Annotated in this window: 29 protein-coding genes; 14 read left to right on the top strand and 15 right to left on the bottom strand. The window is 50.9% G+C overall.

From position 1 onward, the window contains the following. Positions 1-4 precede the first annotated feature (4 nt). The 7 genes from FC75_RS04775 to FC75_RS12410 all read right to left on the bottom strand — a co-directional run bounded on the left by FC75_RS04775 (position 5) and on the right by FC75_RS12410 (position 3,852). A complete protein-coding gene (locus FC75_RS04775; protein ID WP_056989274.1) occupies positions 5-1,309 on the bottom strand; it encodes a hypothetical protein in 1,305 nt (434 codons plus the stop codon). A 24-nt stretch (positions 1,310-1,333) separates the two neighbouring features. After that, a complete protein-coding gene (locus tag FC75_RS04770) occupies positions 1,334-1,552 on the bottom strand; it encodes a hypothetical protein (RefSeq protein WP_056989273.1) in 219 nt (72 codons plus the stop codon). Next, entirely contained in the window at positions 1,545-1,748 is a 204-nt protein-coding gene (locus FC75_RS04765; protein ID WP_054663302.1) for a hypothetical protein, read from the bottom strand. Before FC75_RS04765 ends, FC75_RS04770 begins: the two co-directional genes overlap by 8 nt. 14 nt (positions 1,749-1,762) lie before the next feature. Further along, positions 1,763-1,993 carry a hypothetical protein gene (locus tag FC75_RS04760; protein ID WP_054663298.1) on the bottom strand — a complete coding sequence of 77 codons (231 nt, stop codon included), beginning with the start codon at positions 1,991-1,993 and terminating at the stop codon, positions 1,763-1,765. Beyond that, entirely contained in the window at positions 1,993-2,316 is a 324-nt protein-coding gene (locus FC75_RS04755) for a hypothetical protein (RefSeq protein ID WP_054663295.1), read from the bottom strand. The genes FC75_RS04760 and FC75_RS04755 overlap by 1 nt, the downstream gene beginning before the upstream one ends. Positions 2,317-2,566: 250 nt before the next feature. Then, a complete protein-coding gene (locus FC75_RS04750) occupies positions 2,567-2,794 on the bottom strand; it encodes a type II toxin-antitoxin system RelB/DinJ family antitoxin (protein WP_054663292.1) in 228 nt (75 codons plus the stop codon). Between the two features lie 258 nt (positions 2,795-3,052). Beyond that, positions 3,053-3,852 (bottom strand): IS5 family transposase gene (locus tag FC75_RS12410; protein WP_088899809.1). Its coding sequence is split into 2 segments (ribosomal slippage): positions 3,053-3,582 and positions 3,582-3,852, totalling 801 coding nucleotides; the frame shifts between segments, so codons are not numbered across the junction. A gap of 273 nt (positions 3,853-4,125) precedes the next feature. Between FC75_RS12410 and FC75_RS04740 the strand changes: the two genes are divergently transcribed. Together FC75_RS04740 and FC75_RS04735 are read left to right on the top strand one after the other, a co-directional pair. Then, complete coding sequence (locus FC75_RS04740) at positions 4,126-4,395, top strand: type II toxin-antitoxin system RelB/DinJ family antitoxin (protein ID WP_056989272.1); 270 nt, start codon at positions 4,126-4,128, stop codon at positions 4,393-4,395. After that, positions 4,388-4,687, top strand: coding sequence for a type II toxin-antitoxin system YafQ family toxin (locus FC75_RS04735; RefSeq protein ID WP_056989271.1), 300 nt, complete (start codon positions 4,388-4,390; stop codon positions 4,685-4,687). Before FC75_RS04740 ends, FC75_RS04735 begins: the two co-directional genes overlap by 8 nt. Positions 4,688-4,828: 141 nt before the next feature. On the opposite strand, the gene FC75_RS04730 is transcribed toward FC75_RS04735, so the two are convergent. The 8 genes from FC75_RS04730 to FC75_RS04700 form a co-directional block, all read right to left on the bottom strand. Then, on the bottom strand, positions 4,829-5,593 hold the full coding sequence (locus FC75_RS04730; RefSeq protein WP_054663286.1) for a sortase domain-containing protein: 765 nt from the start codon (positions 5,591-5,593) through the stop codon (positions 4,829-4,831). A gap of 3 nt (positions 5,594-5,596) precedes the next feature. After that, on the bottom strand, positions 5,597-8,569 hold the full coding sequence (locus FC75_RS04725; RefSeq protein WP_235808703.1) for a VaFE repeat-containing surface-anchored protein: 2,973 nt from the start codon (positions 8,567-8,569) through the stop codon (positions 5,597-5,599). A gap of 277 nt (positions 8,570-8,846) precedes the next feature. Further along, entirely contained in the window at positions 8,847-9,851 is a 1,005-nt protein-coding gene (locus tag FC75_RS04720; RefSeq protein WP_054663275.1) for a hypothetical protein, read from the bottom strand. Between the two features lie 63 nt (positions 9,852-9,914). Beyond that, positions 9,915-10,037, bottom strand: coding sequence for a hypothetical protein (locus FC75_RS13120; protein ID WP_255533295.1), 123 nt, complete (start codon positions 10,035-10,037; stop codon positions 9,915-9,917). Positions 10,038-10,103: 66 nt separating this feature from the next. Then, the gene (locus FC75_RS04715; protein ID WP_054663272.1) at positions 10,104-10,310 is read right to left on the bottom strand and encodes a hypothetical protein; all 207 of its coding nucleotides are present in this window, start codon (positions 10,308-10,310) and stop codon (positions 10,104-10,106) included. A gap of 123 nt (positions 10,311-10,433) precedes the next feature. Next, on the bottom strand, positions 10,434-10,691 hold the full coding sequence (locus FC75_RS04710) for a hypothetical protein (RefSeq protein WP_054663269.1): 258 nt from the start codon (positions 10,689-10,691) through the stop codon (positions 10,434-10,436). Positions 10,692-11,249: 558 nt separating this feature from the next. After that, positions 11,250-11,492 (bottom strand): hypothetical protein, encoded by a 243-nt coding sequence (locus FC75_RS04705; RefSeq protein WP_056989269.1) that lies wholly within the window; start codon positions 11,490-11,492, stop codon positions 11,250-11,252. 504 nt (positions 11,493-11,996) lie between these two features. Continuing rightward, positions 11,997-13,241 carry a replication initiator protein A gene (locus tag FC75_RS04700; RefSeq protein WP_054665579.1) on the bottom strand — a complete coding sequence of 415 codons (1,245 nt, stop codon included), beginning with the start codon at positions 13,239-13,241 and terminating at the stop codon, positions 11,997-11,999. Between the two features lie 609 nt (positions 13,242-13,850). Between FC75_RS04700 and FC75_RS04695 the strand changes: the two genes are divergently transcribed. From FC75_RS04695 to recA, 12 genes are all read left to right on the top strand, one after another. Next, a complete protein-coding gene (locus FC75_RS04695) occupies positions 13,851-14,627 on the top strand; it encodes a ParA family protein (protein ID WP_056989268.1) in 777 nt (258 codons plus the stop codon). Position 14,628: 1 nt separating this feature from the next. Beyond that, the gene (locus tag FC75_RS04690; protein WP_054665577.1) at positions 14,629-15,000 is read left to right on the top strand and encodes a hypothetical protein; all 372 of its coding nucleotides are present in this window, start codon (positions 14,629-14,631) and stop codon (positions 14,998-15,000) included. Positions 15,001-15,825: 825 nt separating this feature from the next. Continuing rightward, a complete protein-coding gene (locus FC75_RS04685; protein WP_056989267.1) occupies positions 15,826-16,557 on the top strand; it encodes a hypothetical protein in 732 nt (243 codons plus the stop codon). Positions 16,558-16,577: 20 nt separating this feature from the next. Further along, positions 16,578-17,237, top strand: a complete 660-nt coding sequence (locus FC75_RS04680) for a hypothetical protein (RefSeq protein WP_054665571.1) — start codon at positions 16,578-16,580, stop codon at positions 17,235-17,237. 18 nt (positions 17,238-17,255) lie between these two features. Next, positions 17,256-17,702 (top strand): hypothetical protein, encoded by a 447-nt coding sequence (locus FC75_RS04675; RefSeq protein ID WP_054665568.1) that lies wholly within the window; start codon positions 17,256-17,258, stop codon positions 17,700-17,702. A 356-nt stretch (positions 17,703-18,058) separates the two neighbouring features. Then, positions 18,059-18,520, top strand: a complete 462-nt coding sequence (locus FC75_RS04670) for a hypothetical protein (RefSeq protein WP_156314453.1) — start codon at positions 18,059-18,061, stop codon at positions 18,518-18,520. Beyond that, a complete protein-coding gene (locus FC75_RS04665; protein WP_054665561.1) occupies positions 18,513-18,956 on the top strand; it encodes a hypothetical protein in 444 nt (147 codons plus the stop codon). The genes FC75_RS04670 and FC75_RS04665 overlap by 8 nt, the downstream gene beginning before the upstream one ends. Then, complete coding sequence (locus FC75_RS04660; protein WP_054665558.1) at positions 18,957-19,490, top strand: hypothetical protein; 534 nt, start codon at positions 18,957-18,959, stop codon at positions 19,488-19,490. Between the two features lie 103 nt (positions 19,491-19,593). Beyond that, entirely contained in the window at positions 19,594-19,974 is a 381-nt protein-coding gene (locus FC75_RS04655) for an LSm family protein (RefSeq protein WP_056989266.1), read from the top strand. Further along, a complete protein-coding gene (locus FC75_RS04650) occupies positions 19,971-21,254 on the top strand; it encodes a Y-family DNA polymerase (RefSeq protein WP_054665555.1) in 1,284 nt (427 codons plus the stop codon). Before FC75_RS04655 ends, FC75_RS04650 begins: the two co-directional genes overlap by 4 nt. Further along, positions 21,247-21,636, top strand: coding sequence for a hypothetical protein (locus FC75_RS04645; RefSeq protein ID WP_054665552.1), 390 nt, complete (start codon positions 21,247-21,249; stop codon positions 21,634-21,636). The genes FC75_RS04650 and FC75_RS04645 overlap by 8 nt, the downstream gene beginning before the upstream one ends. A gap of 11 nt (positions 21,637-21,647) precedes the next feature. Further along, the gene (gene recA, locus FC75_RS04640; protein ID WP_056989265.1) at positions 21,648-22,769 is read left to right on the top strand and encodes a recombinase RecA; all 1,122 of its coding nucleotides are present in this window, start codon (positions 21,648-21,650) and stop codon (positions 22,767-22,769) included.

Raw genomic sequence — 22,769 nt, 5'->3', positions numbered from 1 at the left:
CTTGTCACTCTCCTAAAGTTTCGAGTTGATGTTGAAATGAAGCAGCGCTAGCTTTTGCCTGCGCTCTTTCAGCAGCACTCTTGGTTTTATCATTTGCAATAGATTGATAGTGCTCAACCGCCTTTTGGTAGGTTTCCCCGGTTTGGATGGCCTGGTCTATGGTCTTGTTCTTCAACTCAGCATTGATTTGCTTCGCTTGATCGAACTTTCCAGTCTGGATGTAGCCTATCGCAATCAGACTTTGCAAGTCCTGGTCATTCAGATCCTGGTTAAGAATCTCCGCCTGCTCATACTGTTTGGTCTTTATATAGGCCACGGCCAACTTAGACTTACGAACCCTGGTCATCGCTGCTTCCTGGCTAGCAGTGATCACTACCAGGTACTTTTGCTGTGCGTAGGCTAGGTCAAACTTACCGTTTGCGCTGGGGTACTTCGCCTGAAACTTCGCTAATTGTGCCGTCGTCCCATCAGTGACCACCACGGCTTCAATATTGCTGCGCTTTTCCGGGTACACCTGAGCTGCTTGGATATACTTCTCGCCACGCACCAGCGATTGGTAACTGGGTTGTGGCGCCGCCTTGGATGAGAAAAAGAACCGGTACGACCCAAACACACACAGCAGCGCCAATAGCGCAGCCGCCAGTCCAATCAACAGCCGTTTGTGTTTACGAATGATGTCTCCTTGCGCGAGGCGGCGCCTGGCGCGCCGTTCCCGTTCTACCTTCGGTTCAGGTTGCCCGGGTTCACGGCGAGGCGGTTCTTCTACTGGCTCTGGTTCGGCATTGGAATCATCCTCCAACGTAGCGTCAGGTTCAGCCTCCGGCGATGGGTGGGCTGCTTCACGCTGCTCTGGTGCGCCTTCAGAACGACCCGTCTCTGATTGAGGGGATTTTTTGTCGGCTGATTCAGGCTTTTCCTCTGACGCTGCACCAGGATCCCAATCGGATTCTGGATTAGGCCCCGGCGTTGTCTCCGCGACCAAAGCTGCCTGAAGCATCGCTATGAATCGCTGGGCATCGTCCGAAGAGACATTATCTAGCACTTCTTTAAAGGTATGCTGAACCAGTGCCAACAGGTTGCTCATATACGGCGCATCCGTTCCAAGCTCTAGTGCATCACGGAAAAGCAGGTCACCGTTTGGCTGGTCATGAATGCTAATCACGACAACCAGCTTTTTGTGGCTATCCAGACAAGCGCGATTTGTCTCTCGGATGGTCTTCTCCGCCTCATGCAGTGAGTAACGGCGGGTCTTGGAGAGCTTGGAAAAGAAAGGCCAGGCAAAGCGGCTGCGCTTCAGCAACACATACATCGCTACTCACCTCCTTCAGCGTGATTAAATGGTTTTCAGCCAAGTCACGATGGCGGTAGCCGACAAGGCAATGAATAACCCAATTGCGGTGTTAGTCATACCATCTCTGGCCTCTTCAATTTTTTGGCGATTCTTCGTCATGTGAGCGAGCCCGTATAATCCTAATTTCACGGCTGCGTATGCACCTGAGACTGTCCCGATTGCCGTCACAAAGAATTGTAATGCCTGCAAGATTTTATCCATTTTCACGATCCTCCTGAGTTAGTTCCCGCGTAGGCTGGCTCTTCTGCGCCGTCATCGACTTAATCAATAGCGATGTGTTCTCCGTAATGATTTCCTGATACTTGTCGTTGAGCCAGTCTTCCATCTTGATTCCCTTGGCTGCCAAAATAGCGGTAGCAAGGCGTTTGTTTTGGTTCTGTTCAGCACGATTTGCCATGTTCTCAATCCTTTCTAGTTCACAATCAGTAGTTCAACCTTGCGGAGGCTAACAGGACGCGTTTCTTGCACCTCGCCCAGATCCAGCAGTTCGGGATCCGCCCACCAACCGGTCTTCAGCACAGCGTGATAACCCGCTTCGATATGCTGTCCGAAGCCAGAGTTATAAATTGTGACTCTGATCCAATTAGCCCCACAATCAACAACGGATGCCGTGCTTGGATCTAATTTCAAGACTTTAGCCATTACACAAACTCCCTTCGATAATGCGTGTCTCGGTAGCCTTCAATCAGCCAGTCCCCATCTGGCGCTTTACTGATGCGGTGTACCTCAAGCGCTGCTAGGTAGCCGAGCTTTTGGTAGAATCCAGCCGGTCGTGCAATTTGCGGGGCTACGTGCCCAATCGCGAGCAGAATACCCGGTACCATCAACTTCTTGGCTTCCGGGTTTGCGCTGAAGAAGCTCTTTTTCACACGTACAAACAGAATCTCGTTCCCCTCTTTGTCCTTGCCGCTGGTGCCAATCTCACGCGCCAAAAAGCGTTCATCAACATACACTCCTTTCTCCATGTGCGTTCCTCCTTTCTATCAAATGACTGCGGCCCATCGGGCCGACGCTGCCCCAGGGAGTTGAACCCTGGATTAGACCACCGACGACAGCAAAAAGCCCCTTCGGGCAGAAGGGGCCGGGTAGAGAACTAAAATTTTGGGGGATTAGGCAAAGTCAGCGTCAGGCCAGACTTTGCCTAAGCTGTACTAAGGAGTCGAAGCTTAGTTTTCCGAGTACAGCAAAGGCCCTCGATTGAGGGCCTTGGTAGTCTTACTTCTTCTGTTTCTTCTTCCTGCCTTTGTTGTCTAAACCAATCTTAGCCAGGTAGCCGGTATCTGGCGTGAAGGGAAATTTCTTATCCCTTGCAACTTGACGCAGAAAGATTGTGATAGCAGCGCTCACTGAGAAGCCCATTTCTGATAAGGCTTCTTCTGCGGCTGCTTTGGTAGCGACATCAACACGCGCAAAGACTCTGGCAGTCTCATCTTGCAGCTTCACGTTCTCACCCTACTTTCGTTTTCCATATACAGCATTTTATACTATCGGTGTTGCTTTATCAGCCGATTAGCAACTTATACTGCCCCAGGGAGTTGAACCCTGACCTTACTCTAGGAATGGGTAAGCCGGTGGCAGCAACGCACTCCTACTTTGTTCTCTGGGGGAGAGGTAGGAGTACAAAAGGGAATAGAATGAAAAATCGTTGGTGCATGGTAGGCAACGGGGCTGCTGCCTACCAAGGTCATCCTAAGAACGTGTTTAGAATCTTTTCAAGAGTATTCGCAGGAAGGCTAAGCTAATCATCATCTTACTGGTGTTCAGCTTTCGCTCACAATTGCGCCAGAGGCGCCGATATTTTCCTAGCCAGCTAAAACTGCGTTCGATAACCCAGCGTTGCGGGGTCACTTGACCGTGCCTAAGGTCACTCTGTTTAGCAATAATGACTTCAGCGTTAATCATTGCCTGAACTGATTGAGCAAAGTTGTTACCAGTATAACCACCATCGGCCATTACTCGTTGAACCAGGTCAAACTGTGATTTGTTTAACGCCAGTAGCGCATTGGCGCCATCACGCTCAGAAACATTGGCGGTTGTCACATGGACTGCCATCGGCAGCCCATTGATATCTACAGCAAGATGGCGCTTAATCCCACTCACCTTTTTACCACCATCGTAGCCGCTACTTTCAGCAGGATCGGTATTCTTGACACTTTGAGCATCTAGAATGATGAACGATGTATAAACTGAACGCTTCTGAGCCAACCGATGTTGGCTGACAATTTTTTTAAAACCTTATCCAGAGGAGTGATACCAGCAGGAGATGGCGTTTTAGTCCAAAGTAACCAGTAATAATAGACGGTTTCCCATTTAGGAAAATCGCTGGGTAAATCGCGCCAAACGCACCCATTTTTCAAGGTATAAAGCAGGGCGCAAAAGATATCATATAAATCAACCTTTCTTGGCTTAGTCCGCTTACGTATGCCTTCTAGATCTGTCCGGATTAGTTCAAATTGTTCACGAGAGATGTCGCTACTATAATGGTGTGCAAAGCTTTTCATGGATTAAAAACTCCTGTTTTTGATCTAATTTAACTAAAATCAAATCGAATGTCAAAGTATCCAAACACGTTCTAAGGAGTCGAACCTTAGCTCGCCGCGATGACGTCGATAGTCCCACAGATGACAGCAGAATCAACAAGATTCCGTAGTTCAGATTACCAGTTACCGTACAATTTGCTAGTTGATAGTCAACCCTTGATCAGTTCTTGTGTTCCGAACGGTTCCCCTTGTGCGCCAATGGTGTTACAATGGTCTCAACAAGGAGGGGATTTGATGGACACCAAAAAACCAGAGGCACGGCTCAATATTCGGCTAGACCCACAGTTGAAGGCGAAGGCGACCGCGGTAGCAGAAGACATGGGAATTGACCTCAGTACGGTAGTTAGACTGACGCTAACCCAGATGGTTAAAGACCGGCAACTTCCGTTCATGCCAACGGCGCTGCCAGCAGACACACTCGAAGCACTAGACGATGCCGACCACCCGGAGCGGCTTAACCAATATGCTAGCGCCGAAGACATGTGGAGGAAGCTCGGTGTTTAGCCTAAAGACAACTAACGCATTCGACCGCGATGTTAAGCGACTCGGCAAGAAACATTATCCAATGAAAGAACTCAAGCAGGTGGTTGCCCTCATTTTAGAGGGTGTCAACAAGGAATCGTTGGCGACCCGATATGCCGACCATGCGTTATCAGGAAATCTGCAAGGAAACCGCGAACTACACGTGGTCAAAGGCGCCCGTGGGAATTGGCTATTGATGTACAGGCTCGATCAGGATAACCTGACCGCGACTATGCTGCGAACAGGCTCCCATGACGAACTATACGGTAAGTGAAAAGCCCTGAAAGGGGCTCTTTTTTGTGATTTTTCCATCAGTGACTACCTCCTCAAAAATCTTGGTGCAAGACCGCCCCAGAGAGTCGAACCCTGGCAGCGTCAGCAGGCGCTAACGCTATCCCGGTGGCGGTAGTGGTAATTAATCACTTGTCAACGTGCCCACGCGATACGCGGTTGGATCAGATGCCGTTAGAGACGTATCAAGGTGCTTTTGGAGGCCAAGTTTAGTTGGTGTTACCTTGATTAAGTGACCTTGGACAACGTATCGAAATGGCGGGTGTTTGTGCCCGGTGCGAGGACAAGTGAAAAGGTGAATCTGCTTTGCCGAGCCTGCTTGTGGATCACTCAGAATCGACGCGTCATCTCCATTGACGGTATAAGCAACATCGGCTTGATACGTATAGGTGCCTAACTTTGTGTACACCTGAATCAGTCCGCCTGCCCCTTTCCCGCCCTGATAGTCCGATGGCCGGTAAGCAGCCCCAGCCCGACGCTCATAGCCCCGGCTGGTGGTCAGCTGGAAGAGATTTGCGAACAACACACCGTGAAGATAACTAGAGTGCCCGGCTAGGACATAGTTGTTATCGCCTGGCGCGGTGTCCGCCTTTACCCCTGAAAGCTCCGCATATGCGCCATACGCAAGCCCTGCGGTCGTTTTGTAGACTGCCAGGTCAATCCCAACGGATGGAATTGAAAGCGCTGTGTCGGCCCGTATGTGCGTTCTCTGGGGCGTTGTCTTAATTTCTACCGACTGGCCCTTCTTTAGTGCCTTGATGAGCTGTTTGCCCTCAGTGCTTGCACGGCGTCCCTTGTTGACTTCGTGCAGCGGCTGCCACGCAATGAGGCCGATACCGACCACCAAAAACAGCAGTAGAAAGCCAACCAGCCAGCGCCGCTTGTGCATTGACTAGGCCCGCTTACGCAGCAGGTAGAAGGCAATACCCGCAGCACTGATCAGAGCAACCACAACCAAGGCCAGCAGTGCACCGTTCAGGGAGTCGTCAGTCTGGGTCAGCTTAGGTGCTGGTGCGATGTGAACCGTTTGGCCCGCGTCGTTGATGTCAGCGTGGCTAGCAATCAGCTTGCCATCGTGGTAAAGGTCTTCAAAAGCAACCACGTCATGGCCGCCCAGGGAGCTGCCATCGAACGTAAAGGTCATAGTCACCTTCATGTCCTTAGCGGTTGCCTTGAAGGTCTTTTCAGCAGTGACTTTCTTGCCGTTGATCAGAACCGGCTTGCCAGTGGCCTTGTCCATCAGGTAGCCCTTAACGGTGTAGGTCTTACCAACCACGAGGTCATTAAACTCAACAACGTCGTTAATGGTCATGTTCTGGCTAGCAGTCACCGTCTTCTTGCCGTTAGAGGTCGCCGTCGTGTGCAGCTCAATCTTCGGGAAGTGAACGGTTTGGTCTTTGTCGTTGATGTCTTCGTGCGAAGCAATCAACTTGTTGTTGTGGTAGAGGTACTCAAAGGCCACAACGTCCTTGCCAGCCAAGGCGCGGCCGTCAACGACAAATTCAACGTCAATCGTGCCGTCAGCCTTTTCGGCTTTGAAGGTCACGGTCTTGGAAACTTTTGAACCATCGGCGTTCTTAACGAAAGAGCCGTCGGTATAGTGCAGGTAGCCAGTCACGGTGTAGGTCTTGCCAACGATCAGATCGTGGTAAGCCACAGCATCCTTAACGGTTACCTTTTCTTCTGGGACAACTTCCTTGGAGCCTTCAGAGTCAGTTGCAGTCGTGTGCAGCTCAATCTTAGGGAAGGTCACGGTCTGATCCTTGTCGTTCACGTCTTCGTGGAAGGCAATCAGATTGTTGTTGTGGTAGAGGTTTTCAAACACAACCACGTCCTTGCCCGCCAGCAGGCGGCCATCAACCGTGAAGGTCACGTCGATGGTGCCTTCGGTCTTCTCGGCGGTGAAGGAAACCGTCTTGGAAATCTTTTCGCCCTTTGCATCAAGGACAAAGGAGCCGTCGGTGTAGTGCAGGTAGCCGGTCACGGAGTAGTGCTTGCCGACAACCAGGTCGCTGTACGCAACAGCATCCTTGATGGTGACGTCTTCTTCAGGCATTACTTGCTTGTCGCCTTCATCAGAGGTCGCCGTCGTGTGAACCACAGGGGTTACCACTTTGACGGTTTGGCCTTCGTCGTTGATGTCAGCGTGGCTAACAACCAGGTAGTTGTCACGGTAGAGGTTTTCAAAGACAACAAATTCTTTGCCCATTGCCTTAGAAGCATCGACTGTGTAGGTCATGGTAACCGAACCGTCAGCCTTGTCGGCAACGAACGTCTTCTCAGCGGTAATTGGGTTACCCTTGGCGTCCAAGACAACCTTGCCGGTCGCCTTGTCCATCAGTTGGCCCTTGATGTTGTAGGTCTTACCAACAATCAGATCGTGGTAAGTCACAACGTCGTTGATCACCAGGTCGCCATCTGACAGAACGTCATGAGAGCCATCTACGTCAGTGGCGGTGGTGCCAATCTTTGGCGTGGAGAAGGTGATGGTTTGTGGTACGTCGTTGATGTCGTTGTGAACAGCCACTTCGCGGCCGTTGCGGGAGAGTGATTCAAACGCAACGGCGGTCTTACCCGCCAGCAGCGCTGCATCAAACGTGAACGGCATATCAACGTAGCCAGTCGCGGTCTTGGCAACAAAGGTCATGGTCTTGGTGACAACCTTGCCGTTGTCGTCAAGGAGCGCGTCGCCAGTCGCCTTATCCATCAGCTTGCCAACAACCGTGTACTCCTTGCCAGGTACGGCATTGGCGTAGAATACGCGATCAGTGATCGTCACCTGCTTGTGCGGTTCTTGGATGTGCGTACCATCCTCGGAGGTCACGGTCGTGTGAAACTCTTCAGGGACACGTTCGTTGGTGGCGGTCAGGTTAATAGTCTTGCCAGCATCAGTAGCGGCAATGCTGAACTTCTTGACGGTAGAATCGAGCTTGAACCCATCAACAGTTTTTGTTTCTTGGTAAGTCCAGTTGCCAGTCATTTCAGAGATGTTCTTGTTGAGGTCGATCTGGCCCTTGGCATCCGTGGTGAAGTCGCCGTAGTCCTTGCCATCCTTGGTGAAGTGGAAGGTTACGCCTGCCAGCGGATCATTATTGCCAAAGTCAGTCGAAATGTCGTACTTCTGCAAAACGACGTTGACGTTCTTTTCAACCTTAACGTTGATAACTGTCCGGTTGCTGACCGGGTCAATCAATGGTCGAATAACGTCCTGGCGTGTTGCGTGGGACGCAATCAGTGGAGTGCCTTGATAGTTAGCGTCAATCTGCGGAACAAACTGAATGTTGCCCGACTCGTTTGAGGAAGCGCTCGCAGTAATGGTCATAGAATTACCGTTCTTGGTAACGGTAGTGCCAGTCGTATTTTTGTACGTAGTGGCACCGTAGTTAGCAAAACGGCCAGTGGAATCGGTGACGGTGACCGATTGGCCGGCCTTAACAGTTACCGTGGTGTTGTTGAACGACGTTACGCCGGTGAATGGAGAAATCTGCCCATTCACTTTTGCCTTGAAAGCATTGTAGGTCGCTTTTGACACGGGCCCGGCTTGAACACTCTGGAGCTTGTAGCCAAGTTCCTCCCAGATCATCCATTGCGTCATGATGTAGTTATTGACGCTCTTTTGTTTCTGGTAGCCATAGTACGCGATTGCAGAAATCATTTGCTTGGCAGCCGAAGAGTCCTGATAGGTTTTGTAACCTGTACCCGTGTACCCTTCTCCATCGGCTACAACGCCTTGCCCCGGATCGATACAAAATACCACCGGCCCGCTCGCCGAGTTTAGATGGAGCGTGGGTGTCCCACCCTCCTTAAATGTGCCACCGCCTGGCTTCACCCACGTTGATTTAGTCCCATGGCCCCCGTGCTCCATCGTTACCGACGCGGCACTTACTGTACTCGCCTGAACAGCATTCAACGCGAACAATAGACCAAGCATTAAGCCTAGAGCTGCAATGAGACCGCGCCACAAATGGCTCTTAGTCTGTTTGTTCATGTTTGGAATCTCCTCTCAAAATAGATTTAGTAGCAACAAATCGTATATCTGCCGGTGCGCGGATACTGGTCATAGATCTCATCTCCTTAATTTTGAGCACAAAAAAAGCGGCCCATTTTGTATGAGTCGCTGTGCATTACACTATCGAATTAACTTAGTCTGACCATTCCCAAGAGTAGAAGGTTGTTCCGTCTTGATATGAGACGCTGAAAGCATGTGCTTGCCGCCCTTGTCCAGCGTCAGCGGCGTCATCCAATGCCTTATTCATAGCCGCCATGGCCGCGCTCATTGAAGATAAGAGGCCACCGTTGCCGATGTATTCTCCTGGCTCTAGGACGTGCGGCTTCTTGACTGGCTCAGTTGGCTTGGTGCTTGAGCTAGAGGACGATGGCTTGCTAGGCGTTGTGGTGTGGCTCGTGCCAGTAGAAGAACCAGTAGACGGCTTGGTTGTCGTCGTAGTGGAGTGAGAAGGCGTCGTTGTGGTCGGGCGGCTAGTGGTTGTGCTGTGGCTTGCGCTAGCTGCTGGTGTGGAAGGCTTGGTCGTAGTAGCTTGCGTTGACTTAGTAGTCGTCTTTGCTGCCTGGCTGGCTTTTGCACTGGAAGAAGCTGCCGGTGCAGATGCACTGCTGCTCTTAGCAGCGGCGCTAGTCTCCTGTGTCACCGTTGCCGAGACCTTATCGGTGCCAGCGGTCAGACTTTCCTTAGCAACCAGCTTTCCGTTCTCAATGGTTGGAATCTTTGGTGACCAAAAAGCCTTGAAGGCGGCAACCGGGATTGCATCGACCGCTGTCTTAGCGGCGTCTATCTTCGCCTGGTCTGGGTCACCGGTGGTGCTGGACTTCACCTTGGCAATGGCCGCCACTTCGTTATGAATCAGAGTGGCGTCATCTTGCTTCTGACTGACAAACTTCGCGTACTTCGACTTCAGACCGGTTAGAGTCTGTTGGAGCGCATCGTCTGAGTAAGTAAGATCCTTAATCACGCGCTTGTCCTTGAGCACAGCCTTGATCTCCGTGTTGACGGCGACCATCTGCTTAATCGCCGCAATGCGAGACTTGCTGACACGCAGCGTCTTCTTTTGCGCCTTGGTCAGATCGCCACGCAGCTTGTAGACCTTCTTGTACTGCTTGCCCGCAGCAGTAATCTTGGCTTTGGTCACCTTTTTGCTTGGCAGCTCATACTTCTTGCTGCTGAAGAGGCCTTGAACGTCCTTTGCTAGAGTCTAAACTGCAACAGTTGTGGTGTCCTTGGTGCTCGTCTTAGCTGCGGGTTTTGATCCGCAGCCCGCAAGCGTCAGTGCTGTCAGTAGAATCAGGCTACCCGCCGTGATTGTTGTCTTTTTCATTTTTCTCTCTCCCCCGTATCCTCGTGATTTATCCAACAGCCTATCCAATCAGCCAGGCGCTCTTCTCTATTGCGTCTTTTTGAGCTTCAGCTTTGCATCCAGATACCGTTGCTCCTCTCTAGGAAGCACCGGCCTGACTGCATCTGTTTCACCAGGTTTCAAAGCCGTTGTGTAATAACCATGGTCAATCATCTTGTAGCGAACGCCCTTGGCCAGCGTCTTGATTGGCCGCCCAAGGCCGTCAAATATTTGCTTTTCTTGTTCTTTGAGCATATTCCTCGTCCTCCTTAGCGGCTTACAAGGCAACACACTGTCCTGACTTTGGAGGATCGTCTTGTCGAGAGACGAAAGGGTTCCAGAACACTGTGCTGTCGTGTAAGCCGCCAAAGTAGTAACTTACACATGTACCGCTTCTGGATTCCTATCCAGAATCCAGAATGTATCAACGCGGTTGTCATGCTTCTTGTAGACTCTTGTCACCCCTGTGGCCAAGCGGGTTATGTTGCTCAAAATGCCAACTTCGGCGGCGGTGATTGGCTTCCCAATAGCATGCCGATACTGGGCGTAATCCTGATAGGTTGCGCTGCCTGAGTGCTGCTTTAGAAAGTCGGTGAGTTGGCTCGCCACTAATTGTACACGTTCTGTCTGTCGCATTGGCCTACCTCCTGTGATACATGATTTTGCGTGTGAAATATGCCTACGCTTAACACGTAGGGTTTAACGGTTTTTGCTACTTCTGTTTAATTTTTAGAGTACATATTATTTGGTTTTTGACTTCAGCATTTCATCCGGCTTTAGGCCCTGAGTCGGACTGACCTTAGCAGCTATGCTGCACGACAAGGGGCTTTTGGCGTGCGCCCCTACGACCTTTCCCGCCTTTTCATGTCCTCGCAATGGCATTCGCCGTCTAGCGATTAAGTGCAACGCTGATAATGCCAGCGCCCATCAAGTACCTTGCCGCCTAAGCGACTAGTGAGGTGGCTCGTTTTGAATCTGGGTCACGTCTTCTTGTAGTCTGCGTGGATCTCACGCGAATCTGTCCCCGGCTGAGTGTCCCGCAGTAAGAGTGACCAGAAGCGGGCAGGGATAAAGGTATTCAGTTGTCAAAGGACCAGCGCGCCTGCGGATAGCGGACGGTGCCACTAGTTCAACGCGTCATAGAGGTGGTGTGCTTGTTAAGCGCACGCATATTTCGCACACGATGTTGCTAGATTAGATTGCGCCTGGCGGTATCGTCGTCAGTTTGTCGCGCGGATGTTTCCGGTGCGCGATGGCACGATGCTGCGAGTTATACACGGTGCGGATACTGGGATAGACACGTTCCAGGAGCACGTGCTGGCCCTGGAAACGATCGTATAAGCGACCGTCACCCAGATTGATGAAATAGCGGTGATCCCAGGTGCGGATAGCAGCTGCGCTATGCACCAGTTCGTCAATGGCGACGTATCTTCCCATCTTCCCCACTCCTACTCTTGCTTCATGCAAAAATTGCAACCGAGTAAATTGCGATAGGTACGAAAAAAGGGAGGTTACAGACTTCCCTGTAACCTCCCTCGATGCATCCTTCACTCGCTGTTTCCCATGCGTGACGCGGGGTTTCCGCGTGTCTGCGTGTTAAACTTGAAATGCTGTGGATGCACAGTAGGGGGTAGTCACTCAGGAAGTTGCTTTTCCATCGTGTGACTCCGAATTTGCGCTTAAACCGGGTTGATAGCCCGGTCAGCACTTTCGGTTAGCCCACTTTTTTTGTGCCAGTGCGACACTCGCAATTTAAGCCTTCAGAATATCAGACCACTCGCAAAAGTCAACTGTAAATATTTTTCAATATTTTGTAAGCGCTATCCCAAAGGCAATTATGTTGCTTAAACCCTTGTAAAATCCCAACAATGCCAGGCTAAACTTCGTAAATCGAACACGCGTTCGGTTTACAATCTTATAATACCTCACAGTTTTACCAAGTCAAGCATTGGCCTTCTTGTGTTCACGTTGGCGCCGCCGGGCCCGGTTTGCTTCTCGCGCTTCCATCCGGGCCTGCTTACCCGTCCGCACGTCAGCAAAGCGATCTTGCAGGTCACGCAACGCCGCACGGTCTTCGTCGTCCTTAGCTTGAAGGTTGAGTTGGCGCACAGACTCGTTCTCAAAGATCTGCTTCATAGCGCCGTAGAGGTAATTGTCTACGTTGCGGATAGAGCGCTCGCTACGACCGTCAAGCTGGTCTTTCCAGCGCATAACAACACGTAGCAGCGCCTTGTTGAGTTCGTCTTGCAGGTCTTCAGTAACCAGGTACGTGTCGTATTCAAGCTCAGTGTCGCGTTTGGCGTTGAGGATAACCCCCACGCGCTCGCGGGCCTCCTTCACCGAGTGACTCCATTTGCCAATCAACTGAAGACTGCTGCGGCTCAAAATGTCACCAGACACTGATGGATCAATGCTGTCGGCGAAGTTATCGAGCAGCATTCTTTCAAGCACATCGTCTTGTTCAGGCGAAAGCTCGGACTTGAGCGGTTGGTTTTGCTCTGCTCCCTTTTCTGGTGTCGAAGACGCCGTGTTTGAAGAATCGGCACTCGAAGTCTCTTTAAGGTCTCTAGTAAGGTCTCTAGAAGAGTATAGTTCTAATTCGTGTGCGATTTTCGCATGTCCGCTATTACCAAGGGTTTGCGAGTCGTCAGATTGCGTCATCACCGGACGTGCGATTTTCGCACGTCCTTTATTGGCGGCATTATTCGGACGTGCGATTTTCGCACGTCCGCTATTATCAAGGGTTTGCGAACCTTCACCCTGCTTCACTGGGGTTGAATCGGCGATGTTCCGGTCTTCATGCGCAATCTGATAAACGTCCTCTGCGCTTGTCTCAGGTTTATGAAGGTATAACCGGTTAGGCTGGTTCAGCCCTACATGAACCTGAGATAGAAGCCCGGCCTGGATCAGCTCTTTCTTGATTTTGCTCAATTTGCCATCTTGGCAGCCAAGCATGTCTTTCATCCGCTCGTTGGTATAAGTGAAAAAGATATGGTTATCATCGTCAACCCAATGGTTAAGAACACTGTATGCAAAATGGCTTTTGAGAATGGCGAACGCCACCTTTGCATCGTTAGAAAGCGGTTTGTATAGCGGACTGGTGTAGAAGACTTTCGGAAGCTGGTAGTACGTTTCGCCGAATGCTTCGTTTGCTGAGTAGAATGGAAGCTGCTTGTGGCTCTCCATGATTCATTCCTCCTGTTTTGTGGGACATGCGAAAGAGTCCCCTGCGATTCCGCAGACGACTCTAATCACAAACAGAAGTAGTTCGAGGTAAATATAACCTGCCACATTCTATTGTGCAACTTTGAAGCAACCTCACTACCAAAATTCCAGAGAATGCGGTAGAATATCTTTGCAGAAGATTTTTTGGTTGCTCGGTCTACGGATCGGGCTTTTTTCATACCCAATTTTAACCGTATTCATGGCCTGAGTAAAGAAAAACCACAAGCAAAAAATACAAGCCCTTGATGAAGTGCTTTTACACCGCTGTTAATCGCCGGTACCAAAGTACTCTGGTACTAAGGTACTTCAGTACTAGGGTACCTTGGTACTATTCGTGGCCAAGGTATTGACATTTGAATAGTACCTTGGTACCTTAGTACTAAGGTACTCGGGAGGCGATGTGCCTTAGTGTCAAGTAAATTAGCAATTCTGACGAGCAGAAGATACCCACTTCAGGTTAACACGGTTTAGTACTAAGGTACCTTGGTACTAGGGTACCAAGGTGGAACGATTTGATTAGTACCTTGGTACTTTAGTACCAAGGTTGAAATATTCAGGAGGGTAGACAGAATGAAGACCACAGTTATTGCATTTGCAAATCAAAAAGGCGGCGTCGCGAAGACCACGACCGTTGCTGAACTGGGAGACATACTCTCACAGCACCTAGGAAAGAAGGTGCTAATGGTAGATATGGATCCACAAAGCAGCCTTACTCAGATACGTGGAGACTTGCCTCAGCTCACTCGGTCTGCGGTGCCAAATATGACTCAAGTGATGTTAAGAAAGGCCTCTATAAGAGAAGCAATTGTGCCAATCAAGGAAAACCTGTGGCTGGCACCGACGACCCTAGAATTGTCGGACGCTGAGTTGTCGCTGGTTCAAATGACATTACGGGAGCTGGTGCTTCGTGATGCATTGAAGACGCTCATGGAGGATCCTGATTTCCACTTTGATTACATCCTGATTGACTGCCCTCCGAGTCGTGGTTTACTGACCGTTAATGCACTGAGTGCCGCGGATGAAGTCGTGATCCCAGTTCAGGCTGAATATCAGGCTCTGCTGGGGCGGCAACTGGTGAAAAATACCATTTCGCAAGTGCAGAGCCAGATCAACAAAAATCTCAAAATTTACGGTTATGTCGTCACAATGACGCAGCATACCCTTCAGTCGAATGAGGCTTACCAGGTGTTGGAAGACGATTCCATTCAAATCCTGGCAGACATTCCCCGGTCGGTTAAAGTCGCCGATGCCAGCGTAAACCAAATTTCCACGTACGATATGGATAAAACAAATGCGGCAGGACTCGCTTATTTCAAGTTGGCAAAGAAATTAGTTCAGGAGGTCTAATATGGCTACAAAAAGGAAGAGTCTCAAGGATAATCCAATGGTAGTAGGCAATGGTATTCCCGATACCTTGTTTGGTAAGCCAGCAACAGGTGTGGCCGCACCTGCTCCAGAAAAGGCAGCTGCGGTAGAAGAGAAGGATGAAAAGCAGGTAAAGCTCACCCGCTTCGAGGATATACGAGCCTTTTACGCCAGTACCAAGGGCACCAAGCAGGTCAAGGTATATATGCCCGCTGAAATACAAAGCGCAATCAAAGCAAAGGCAGCGCAACAGGGGCAGTCAATGACTGAATTTGTTCTACACTTAATTCTGGAACATGCGCTGACTGATCGCGAAATCAAGGATGCCTACGACAAAGCGATGAACGCAAAGTAACTTTCGACCAACAGTACCAAAGTACCTTAGTACCTAGGCACTGTGATGATAAATTTGCGCATTCATCAAACGGCATAACGCGGGCAATACCTAGAAGGCTAAAAGTACTAAGGTACTTTGATACCTTAGTACTATCGTACCTTAGTACCATTGAGCCACAACAATTCAATCCCTTGCGCCAGTAGTGTACTTTTGACAGCATATTATACTATCGGTGCGAGAGAAGACGTCAGTTCGAGTGGGACGTGCACATTTACGCCTTTACACAAAGAAATGCACGCCAACCGGATCCAGGTACCAAAGTACCTAGGTACCTTGGTACTATAACGAAAAACTTTCGTGTTCAGCAAACAGCGCAATGTAGGCTATATGTAGCGGGATAAAGGTACCATGGTACTAAGGTACTTTGATACCTTGGTACCATCGTACCTTAGTACCGCGTGGCGAGCGTGGGCCAGTACTTGAGGCCCGTAGAGTGGCATTAACGGCGTATTGTAATAGCGGCGTGAGAGAGCATCCGGTTGAGGGTAGTGTGTACACTTACACCTTTACACAAAGTAGCAATAGAGGCCGTTGCGAAGGAATTGTGGCGTGTACATTTACACTTGTGTAAATGCAACTGCTGCGTGAGCGCACCCGCTCAGTCCAAGACGTAGGGTACCTTGGTACCAGCGTACTAAAGTACTAAAGTCCTGGCATACTTGCTTCGGCTGACGGATCAGCACTTTATGGCGCAGCCGGGGTGCCATGGCTGGGAATTAAAAGATTAGTGTGTACGTGTCAAGCTGGGAAGCGGCTGCTGCTCACCTGGCTAGGGGGAGAAACATGTCAGTAACAAAGAAGGATTTGTATGCAGCCTATGCAAAACACACCAAAGACGGGCTAGATGATCTACATGAGCCCGGCAGCGACCCGGATTGTGCCGTGTGCGATCAGATCAACTTGATCTCCTTGCAGCTTGATGGTCATCCTGACGCCACCAGCGCAGTTCAACTTGACATGGTTGAGACGCCGACGCAAAAGGCTATTCCTACTGTGTGGGAAGTAGAAGAAGATGATGGCTCCGTTAGCATCATCCGTACTGTCACCCATCGACAGGAACAGAGCGTGCTTGCCCGTGGTAGGCAACGACGGAGGATCAGTTCAAGTGAGGCCCGTAGGCTCGGTATCTCAATAGAAGGAACCAAGGTTACGACACTCGACCAGGCAATCAAGCGGATGGGCCGTGCGGGCGGTACTGTCGCAACCTGGGGTGAGGTAGAGCTTGCCAAGGGAACGGCATTGCGTAAACCGAGCCAGGCTGATCAGTATGTTCAGTTTGACGGCGTTAACCTCGCCGCGATCCAGAGGCTCGCTGACCCGGCGAACGCCCACTTCACCAAAAGGCATGACAAGATTCAAGTTGACGCTTATGCTGGCAGCAAGCAGCCAAGCTTCTCCTTGGAGGTTGGCGACATTCTGATTAGGCTCGCCACCGGCCGCCTCCTGGCCTTGTCACAAACGGATTTTGAAGCCCTTTACGATTATGACAGCCAGACTGGCTGGACGCTCGCGTAGCAGCGTCAAAGGAGGAATGGATGGCAAAGAAGATACAGATTAGTCGGCGGGACATGCTGGTACCAGGGCAACCACATAGAAAGGCTCCGGCGCCGGTAGAGCCGAAGCCAAAAAAGCCGAAGATTTCGGAGCGAGAAATAGAGCTGAAGCGGCAGCGAACCGCGTTGAACCGTGTGAAGCGCGAGTTGAGAGGACTAGTCGCCACAGCACCGAAGGACAAGAACCCGCAGCGTTACGCAGTATTGAAGCGGAACGCTACCATCGCAATAGCTTACTTTCTTAACGACGACGGCTCATTGAACCCGCACACCTACAAGTGGCTGGTCCCAGCAACGATTGACCTATCTAGTGCACGCTTCGGCCAGATCATCAAGGTGCCAGGGCGAGAGGGCCAGCCGCAGTCAGCACTTTACGCGTACAGCCACGTTGGACAACAGCGCCGCTATCGTAGCGGAAAGCTGGACCCGTTCGCCGAGATGCTGGCGTTGACAGGTGAGATGGCCACGGATGCGCAGATCAAAGCAATGGAACATCGAGTTACCGAACTGGGTGATAAGTTGGCGGCTCATCGCAACGAGTACGAGGGACACCGGAAGCTCACCCGAGCCGTCGCCCGGAAACGCAACCGGCTGCGAAACAAAGTTGGAAAACTAAGCGATAAGGTCAAAGACCTACAATAGAAAACGGAGGATGGGGACATGGAAGGCACAACGCAACTAACGAACTGGATTAGCTGGGCACTGGATATCGTGCTTGATAATCTACTGCGCATCTTGAACGCTCTTGGGTACCTAATCATCGCCCCATTTCAATATATCTTCTCGCACGTCGTGAAGCCCATGTTCAGCTACATCTTGCACGCTATCTTCGGTAACAGCCTACCAGGCGTTGCCATGTTCTTAGGCGTCCTGGTAGTGATTGTTGTGGCGTTCTGGGCGCTGTACGAGTGGCCAATGGTCGTGGGTGGCTTATTCCTGGCCCCTTTTGTCGGCGGGGTATTCGTGGCGTTGGGAAGCCTCTTTCGATTTGGCGCTAAGTCACTGATTGCTGCGGGTATTATCTGGATTTTCTGGCAAGGAATCAAGGCCGCCAATCGGTTGCTCTGTCGAGCGGACATGTGGGTAGCAGCAAAACGTGGTAGATAGAGGACCCTGTGGGGCCAGGTGCAGAATGAGTCGGCTTATCTGAAGGCAGTGTTGCTTACTCCTCGTATACCGTATACAAAAACTATGTATTGACATCGTTTGTTTCCAATCAACAAGAGCCGTCACCCGCTGGAGGTGGCGGCTCCTTTGCTGTCACATATAATTATGGACTAGTCATTAGGGTTGTCAGCACAGACTAGATAATGAGTCCTCGCAGACGCCACGCCGGAATCATCTTCAATAAGATATATATCGGAATTTAAAGTCTAACTTTCGGTTGACCGGAACTAATTACTCGGATATAATATCTGTGAAATGGGCTCTTAGGAACAGGCGCCAACCAAGGAGGAACTTTTATGTCCAGACAATACACCGCGAGTCTTTATATCTTGGTCCCAACACACAATGTTTATCACCCGCAAGGATCCGTGTACAAAGTTTCAATTGGGAACGAAAGCACCGCACGTGTTAACGGCTCGAGTGGAGTCAAACAGGATACCGGATTCCCTATGACTGGCAATAACGTAATTAAGATTCAACTGTTGGTCCCTAAGCAGGCGGGTCATAACCAGCCACGCAACATTAACGACTACAATATCCGCCCACGGCTCACGCTAAGTTACGCTTACTATCAAAACCCCGATACCGGAGAAACAGTCGATCAGTTTGCCGAAGTCAGTGACGCGGCCGCCTTTCTGCGACATTACTACCAAAGCACGCTTTCGCCTTCCATTCGGGAACAACTGACGGAGGCTGATATTACCCCAAACTATGAAGCCTACCGCGCCAAACAAGGGAATGAGGTTGCCAATGACTAAAGTTTATTTCTGGCGTGCCCCTTCCCGCGAAGTTGGCCGAACCTGGCTTACAGCAAGAATCTTCGGCACAGATGCCGTTGTTGTTCAAAATGCCTGGCCTTTGCGCCCGAAGATTCTTTATCAAGAAGCGCTGCGTCGATGGCCCAACAGACGTGATCGTCTCAAGCGTGACTACAAAACAATCATTGATATTCGACCTGGTGATGTCCTCATCCTTAAGGTAGGATGGCACTTTTACCGTTGCTCGGTTAGACAAGTCGATGGAGCCACGTGGCACTTTGCAGAGCGCCAATCGTATGCCGAGGCTCAGGCCCTCTTGTACGCAAATCTCGCTAATGTTACGCGGCTTCCATACATCCAGCTAATGACACTCCAATTTCGGCTTCTTATGCAGCACAAAACGCCTAGCAACCACACAATGATGGGGGTCAGTTAAATGCCCAAAGTGTATTGGTATAACCATAATCCAGTTGAAAAAACGGGAACGAAGGCACAAGCCGGACGACTATGGCTTAGATTTAGCATCGTTGGTATCGGATGGATTCGTGAAAACGAGCCAACGCAGCCACTTGACCTGTCACAATTTGTTTCGCGTGTAGCTCAGGATTGCAGCTCTGATGCTGAAAGAAACACCTTTAATCGCTTTAAGCCGAGCTTTGAACAAATGATTGCAACATCAGCCGGCGATATTGTCTGCATAGAAGTTAAGGGAGTGGTGTATGCTGGGCAGCTTCGCATTTCCAACGGCACACTTTGGCACTACCAACAACCGTCTCCTTCGGTTGACCAAACCGGTGCACACGTTTATGCGCACGTTGATCAATTTCTACCCATTGGCTCCGTTGACATGTACCAGCCGCTACCGATACGGCGAGCTGTCAATCTAGTCACCCAGCAAGCCGATCGTATTACGGCTGCTCTGTCTCACGCGCAGCAACTTGTAATAGACCAGAATCGTGCAGCTAAATAATCAAACGGTAGGGGCCAGAAGTGGCCCCGTTTTTGTACAGATCGCCCTTGCATTATACGAACGTATGTTCGTATAATGGAGTCAACAACAAGGGGGCAAAATTATGGAACGCAACGTCCCACGGGAGCTTTGGCTGTACCCGGATCGAGGCATGAAGAAGTGGCTTGGCTGGATCCTGAGTGATCACAGTGCCTATATGGAATCACAAGCGATAGATGAAAAGCCAATACCAGAGAAGCCGGAACAGAAGGCCAGTGTGATTGACCAGGTTCTTCAGACCGCCTGGGAGCGGGGGCAAGTCGTGGCAATCCAGCTTAACGCCCTGTACGACGGGCAATACCGGCGAGACCTGGAAGGGCCAATTCTTGGCTACGCTGATGGTCAAATCTACCTTCAGCGCAAAGATGGCCTGGTGCTGCCGGTACAGGTTGAGGACATCCGGCATATCGACGTGCTGGATGCAACCAAGTGGTGGCACCAATGAGCACGCCGTTAGACGACCCGCAGCGTTTGCCAATCCATGACATCATGTGCATTGACTGCAAGTCCTTCTACGCCTCTACTGAAGCCATCAGACGCGGCGAGTTTCCGCTCGCCGCCAAGGTGGCGGTGCTCAGCAATGAAGAGAGTAACGGCGGCCTGGTGCTAGCGGCAAGTCCCAATACGAAGCGTGATTACCACGTTAAGCTAGGCACCCGGCGCTTTGAAATCGACGATCAGATGGATATTGAGCTGGTGGAGCCACGCATGGCAGACTACATCAAGCTCAATTACAAGATCAATCGCGTTTACCGTTCCTTCACTGATGATAACCACTGGTACCCATACTCGGTTGACGAGTCATTCATCGACGTGACCCGCAGCCATAGCCTTTTTGGCAGTAACGAGGAGATCGCGGCTAAGATCCAGGAAGAAGTCTTCCAGAAGTACGGAATCATCACCACGGTTGGCATTGGCCAGAACCCGCTGCAAGCCAAACTAGCCTTAGACAACGACGCCAAGTACCAAGAGCCATGGCGAGCAAGCTGGACATACGAAGACGTGCCCGAAACCATCTGGCAGATCAAGAATCTAACCGACTTCTGGTCGATAGGCGACAAGACCGCCGCTAAGCTGGAGGCCATCGGCATTCATTCCATCTATGACCTGGCTCATGCGGATCGGGGCAAGCTGCATGCCAGGTTTGGCGTCTTAGGTGACGCGCTTTTCTTTCACGCCTGGGGCATCGACTATTCAGACCTAACGAAGCGCTACCTGCCCCGACCGGAAAATAAGGGCTACGGCAACTCTCAGGTGCTCATGCGGGACTACGTTACCAAACGCGATATTGAAGTGGTGTTGAGCGAAATCGCAGATCAAGTTGCTACCAGGCTACGAAAGCACCACGTTCAGGGTGAGGTGGTCAGCGTCGGCATTGGCTACGCGAATGCTGAAGAGCGTGGGTTTGGCGCCCAAATGCACATCGACGCCACCAGCCGCTCAGACGACATCATCAGCGCGGCCCGCCGCTTGTTTGAAAGCAAGTGGAACGGCCAGCCGGTGAGGAACGTCTCAGTCCGTGTCAATCGCGTCAGCAAGGCCGCAGGGTTTCAGCTCAACCTCTTTGACCCACCAGAGAAGCAGACTGCTGACATGGCCCTTGATCAGGTCGTAGACAAAATCCGGAGCAAGTACGGCTACAAGTCACTGGTGCGCGGATACTCGAAGGAAGCAGGCGGCACCGCAATCGACCGGGCCGGGCTGGTAGGAGGCCATCATGGATAACAAAGACGATCAGCGCATGTATCACATCATTCACACCATGCAGGAAAATTACGAGAAATACTTCACCCGCAAATATCGCTACCGGTACTGGCTGGTCGTGGTAGACAATCACTTTGAGGATATTTACTCGATCTTTCTCTACACGCAAAAGCAGCGAACGCAGCTGCTCCGCAGTTACGAGTTAGTCCATTTCAAACGGGATCCCGAAGATTACCGATATGTCATGAACAATCTCCGCGAGTGGAGCAATCTCTCAGTAGAATATCGCGACACAAAGCGCTTGATTCACCCAGGAACAGATATTGTGCAGGACACGACCCATGGCCATAGCGCCCGCAACCAGACGCACGCACCGTGGCGGCCGAGTCAAGGCACTAACTAGGAGGAACCGATATGGCAACAAAAAAAGTAACCATGCGCGAGGCACACGAAGTTTCAGGCGAGAAGGATCGCAAGGTAGCGCTAGACACAGCCCTTAGCAAAATCAAGAAACAGTTTGGCGACGGTGCCGTCATGCGCATGGGCGACAAGTCGCTCACCAACATCGACGTCTCTTCTACCGGCATTTTGTCTCTAGATATTGCCCTTGGTGTCGGTGGGTTTCCAAAGGGCCGAATCATTGAGATCTATGGCCCTGAAAGTTCAGGCAAGACGACCATCGCTCTTCAGGCGGTGGCCAGTGTACAAAAGGCTGGAGGCACTGCTGCGTATATCGACGCTGAAAATGCGATGGATCCGAAATATGCTACGGCGCTTGGCGTCAACATTGACGAGCTATTGCTGTCCCAGCCAGATACCGGCGAGCAAGGGCTGGAGATTGCGGACGCTTTGGTTCAGTCCGGGGCAGTGAGCATCCTGGTGGTCGATTCTGTGGCCGCACTGGTGCCCGCAGCTGAAATCGAAGGTGAGATAGGTGATAGTCACGTTGGCCTTCAGGCCCGTATGATGTCTCAAGCGCTGCGTAAGCTCACGGCTACCGTTTTCAAGACACAAACCATCGTGATCTTCATTAACCAGTTACGGGAAAAGATTGGCGTCATGTTCGGAAACCCTGAGACCACGCCTGGCGGCCGAGCGCTCAAGTTCTATTCAACCATCCGCCTTGAAGTGCGGCGAGCACAGGCAGTCAAGGATGGAACTGAGGTTGTCGGCAATACGACTAAAATCAAGGTAACCAAAAACAAGGTGGCGCCACCGTTTAAGTCAATCGAAACCACGATGAGCTATGGCCATGGGATCAGCCATAACGGGGATATGATTGCGCTTGGCGTGGACGAGAAAGGTCCTGCTTCCGGGATTATCAAAAAGAGCGGCTCCTGGTATTCATACAACGATGAGCGGCTGGGCCAGGGCGCAGTGAATGCAGAAGCATACCTGGATGCTCACCCGGAGATGAGCAAAGAAATCGAAGGGGCCATTCGGGCAAAAGCTTTTCCGGAAACTGTTAACGCAGTAAATCTCCTCAATTTTCAAGTCAAGTGCAACGATGATAACGAATCCTTGATAGTGGTCTAG

Origin of the sequence: Lacticaseibacillus camelliae DSM 22697 = JCM 13995 (assembly GCF_001436615.1) — a bacterium.
In the GTDB taxonomy this organism is placed as follows: domain Bacteria; phylum Bacillota; class Bacilli; order Lactobacillales; family Lactobacillaceae; genus Lacticaseibacillus; species Lacticaseibacillus camelliae.
This window is presented reverse-complemented; position numbering and strand designations above follow the sequence as displayed.

Bases quoted from the DNA above. Each gene is read 5' to 3' on its own strand.
- FC75_RS04680 (WP_054665571.1), top strand. From the start codon at position 16,578: ATGGCAAAGAAGATACAGATTAGTCGGCGGGACATGCTGGTACCAGGG.
- FC75_RS04770 (WP_056989273.1), bottom strand. From the start codon at position 1,552: ATGGATAAAATCTTGCAGGCATTACAATTCTTTGTGACGGCAATCGGG.
- FC75_RS04690 (WP_054665577.1), top strand. From the start codon at position 14,629: ATGGCTACAAAAAGGAAGAGTCTCAAGGATAATCCAATGGTAGTAGGC.
- recA (WP_056989265.1), top strand. From the start codon at position 21,648: ATGGCAACAAAAAAAGTAACCATGCGCGAGGCACACGAAGTTTCAGGC.
- FC75_RS04775 (WP_056989274.1), bottom strand. From the start codon at position 1,309: ATGTATGTGTTGCTGAAGCGCAGCCGCTTTGCCTGGCCTTTCTTTTCC.
- FC75_RS04670 (WP_156314453.1), top strand. From the start codon at position 18,059: ATGTCCAGACAATACACCGCGAGTCTTTATATCTTGGTCCCAACACAC.
- FC75_RS13120 (WP_255533295.1), bottom strand. From the start codon at position 10,037: ATGAAAAAGACAACAATCACGGCGGGTAGCCTGATTCTACTGACAGCA.
- FC75_RS04660 (WP_054665558.1), top strand. From the start codon at position 18,957: ATGCCCAAAGTGTATTGGTATAACCATAATCCAGTTGAAAAAACGGGA.
- FC75_RS04715 (WP_054663272.1), bottom strand. From the start codon at position 10,310: ATGCTCAAAGAACAAGAAAAGCAAATATTTGACGGCCTTGGGCGGCCA.
- FC75_RS04700 (WP_054665579.1), bottom strand. From the start codon at position 13,241: ATGGAGAGCCACAAGCAGCTTCCATTCTACTCAGCAAACGAAGCATTC.
- FC75_RS04655 (WP_056989266.1), top strand. From the start codon at position 19,594: ATGGAACGCAACGTCCCACGGGAGCTTTGGCTGTACCCGGATCGAGGC.
- FC75_RS04725 (WP_235808703.1), bottom strand. From the start codon at position 8,569: ATGGAGCACGGGGGCCATGGGACTAAATCAACGTGGGTGAAGCCAGGC.
- FC75_RS04755 (WP_054663295.1), bottom strand. From the start codon at position 2,316: ATGGAGAAAGGAGTGTATGTTGATGAACGCTTTTTGGCGCGTGAGATT.
- FC75_RS04740 (WP_056989272.1), top strand. From the start codon at position 4,126: ATGGACACCAAAAAACCAGAGGCACGGCTCAATATTCGGCTAGACCCA.
- FC75_RS04695 (WP_056989268.1), top strand. From the start codon at position 13,851: ATGAAGACCACAGTTATTGCATTTGCAAATCAAAAAGGCGGCGTCGCG.
- FC75_RS04675 (WP_054665568.1), top strand. From the start codon at position 17,256: ATGGAAGGCACAACGCAACTAACGAACTGGATTAGCTGGGCACTGGAT.
- FC75_RS04730 (WP_054663286.1), bottom strand. From the start codon at position 5,593: ATGCACAAGCGGCGCTGGCTGGTTGGCTTTCTACTGCTGTTTTTGGTG.
- FC75_RS04760 (WP_054663298.1), bottom strand. From the start codon at position 1,993: ATGGCTAAAGTCTTGAAATTAGATCCAAGCACGGCATCCGTTGTTGAT.
- FC75_RS04710 (WP_054663269.1), bottom strand. From the start codon at position 10,691: ATGCGACAGACAGAACGTGTACAATTAGTGGCGAGCCAACTCACCGAC.
- FC75_RS04665 (WP_054665561.1), top strand. From the start codon at position 18,513: ATGACTAAAGTTTATTTCTGGCGTGCCCCTTCCCGCGAAGTTGGCCGA.
- FC75_RS04685 (WP_056989267.1), top strand. From the start codon at position 15,826: ATGTCAGTAACAAAGAAGGATTTGTATGCAGCCTATGCAAAACACACC.
- FC75_RS04650 (WP_054665555.1), top strand. From the start codon at position 19,971: ATGAGCACGCCGTTAGACGACCCGCAGCGTTTGCCAATCCATGACATC.
- FC75_RS04705 (WP_056989269.1), bottom strand. From the start codon at position 11,492: ATGGGAAGATACGTCGCCATTGACGAACTGGTGCATAGCGCAGCTGCT.
- FC75_RS04765 (WP_054663302.1), bottom strand. From the start codon at position 1,748: ATGGCAAATCGTGCTGAACAGAACCAAAACAAACGCCTTGCTACCGCT.
- FC75_RS04645 (WP_054665552.1), top strand. From the start codon at position 21,247: ATGGATAACAAAGACGATCAGCGCATGTATCACATCATTCACACCATG.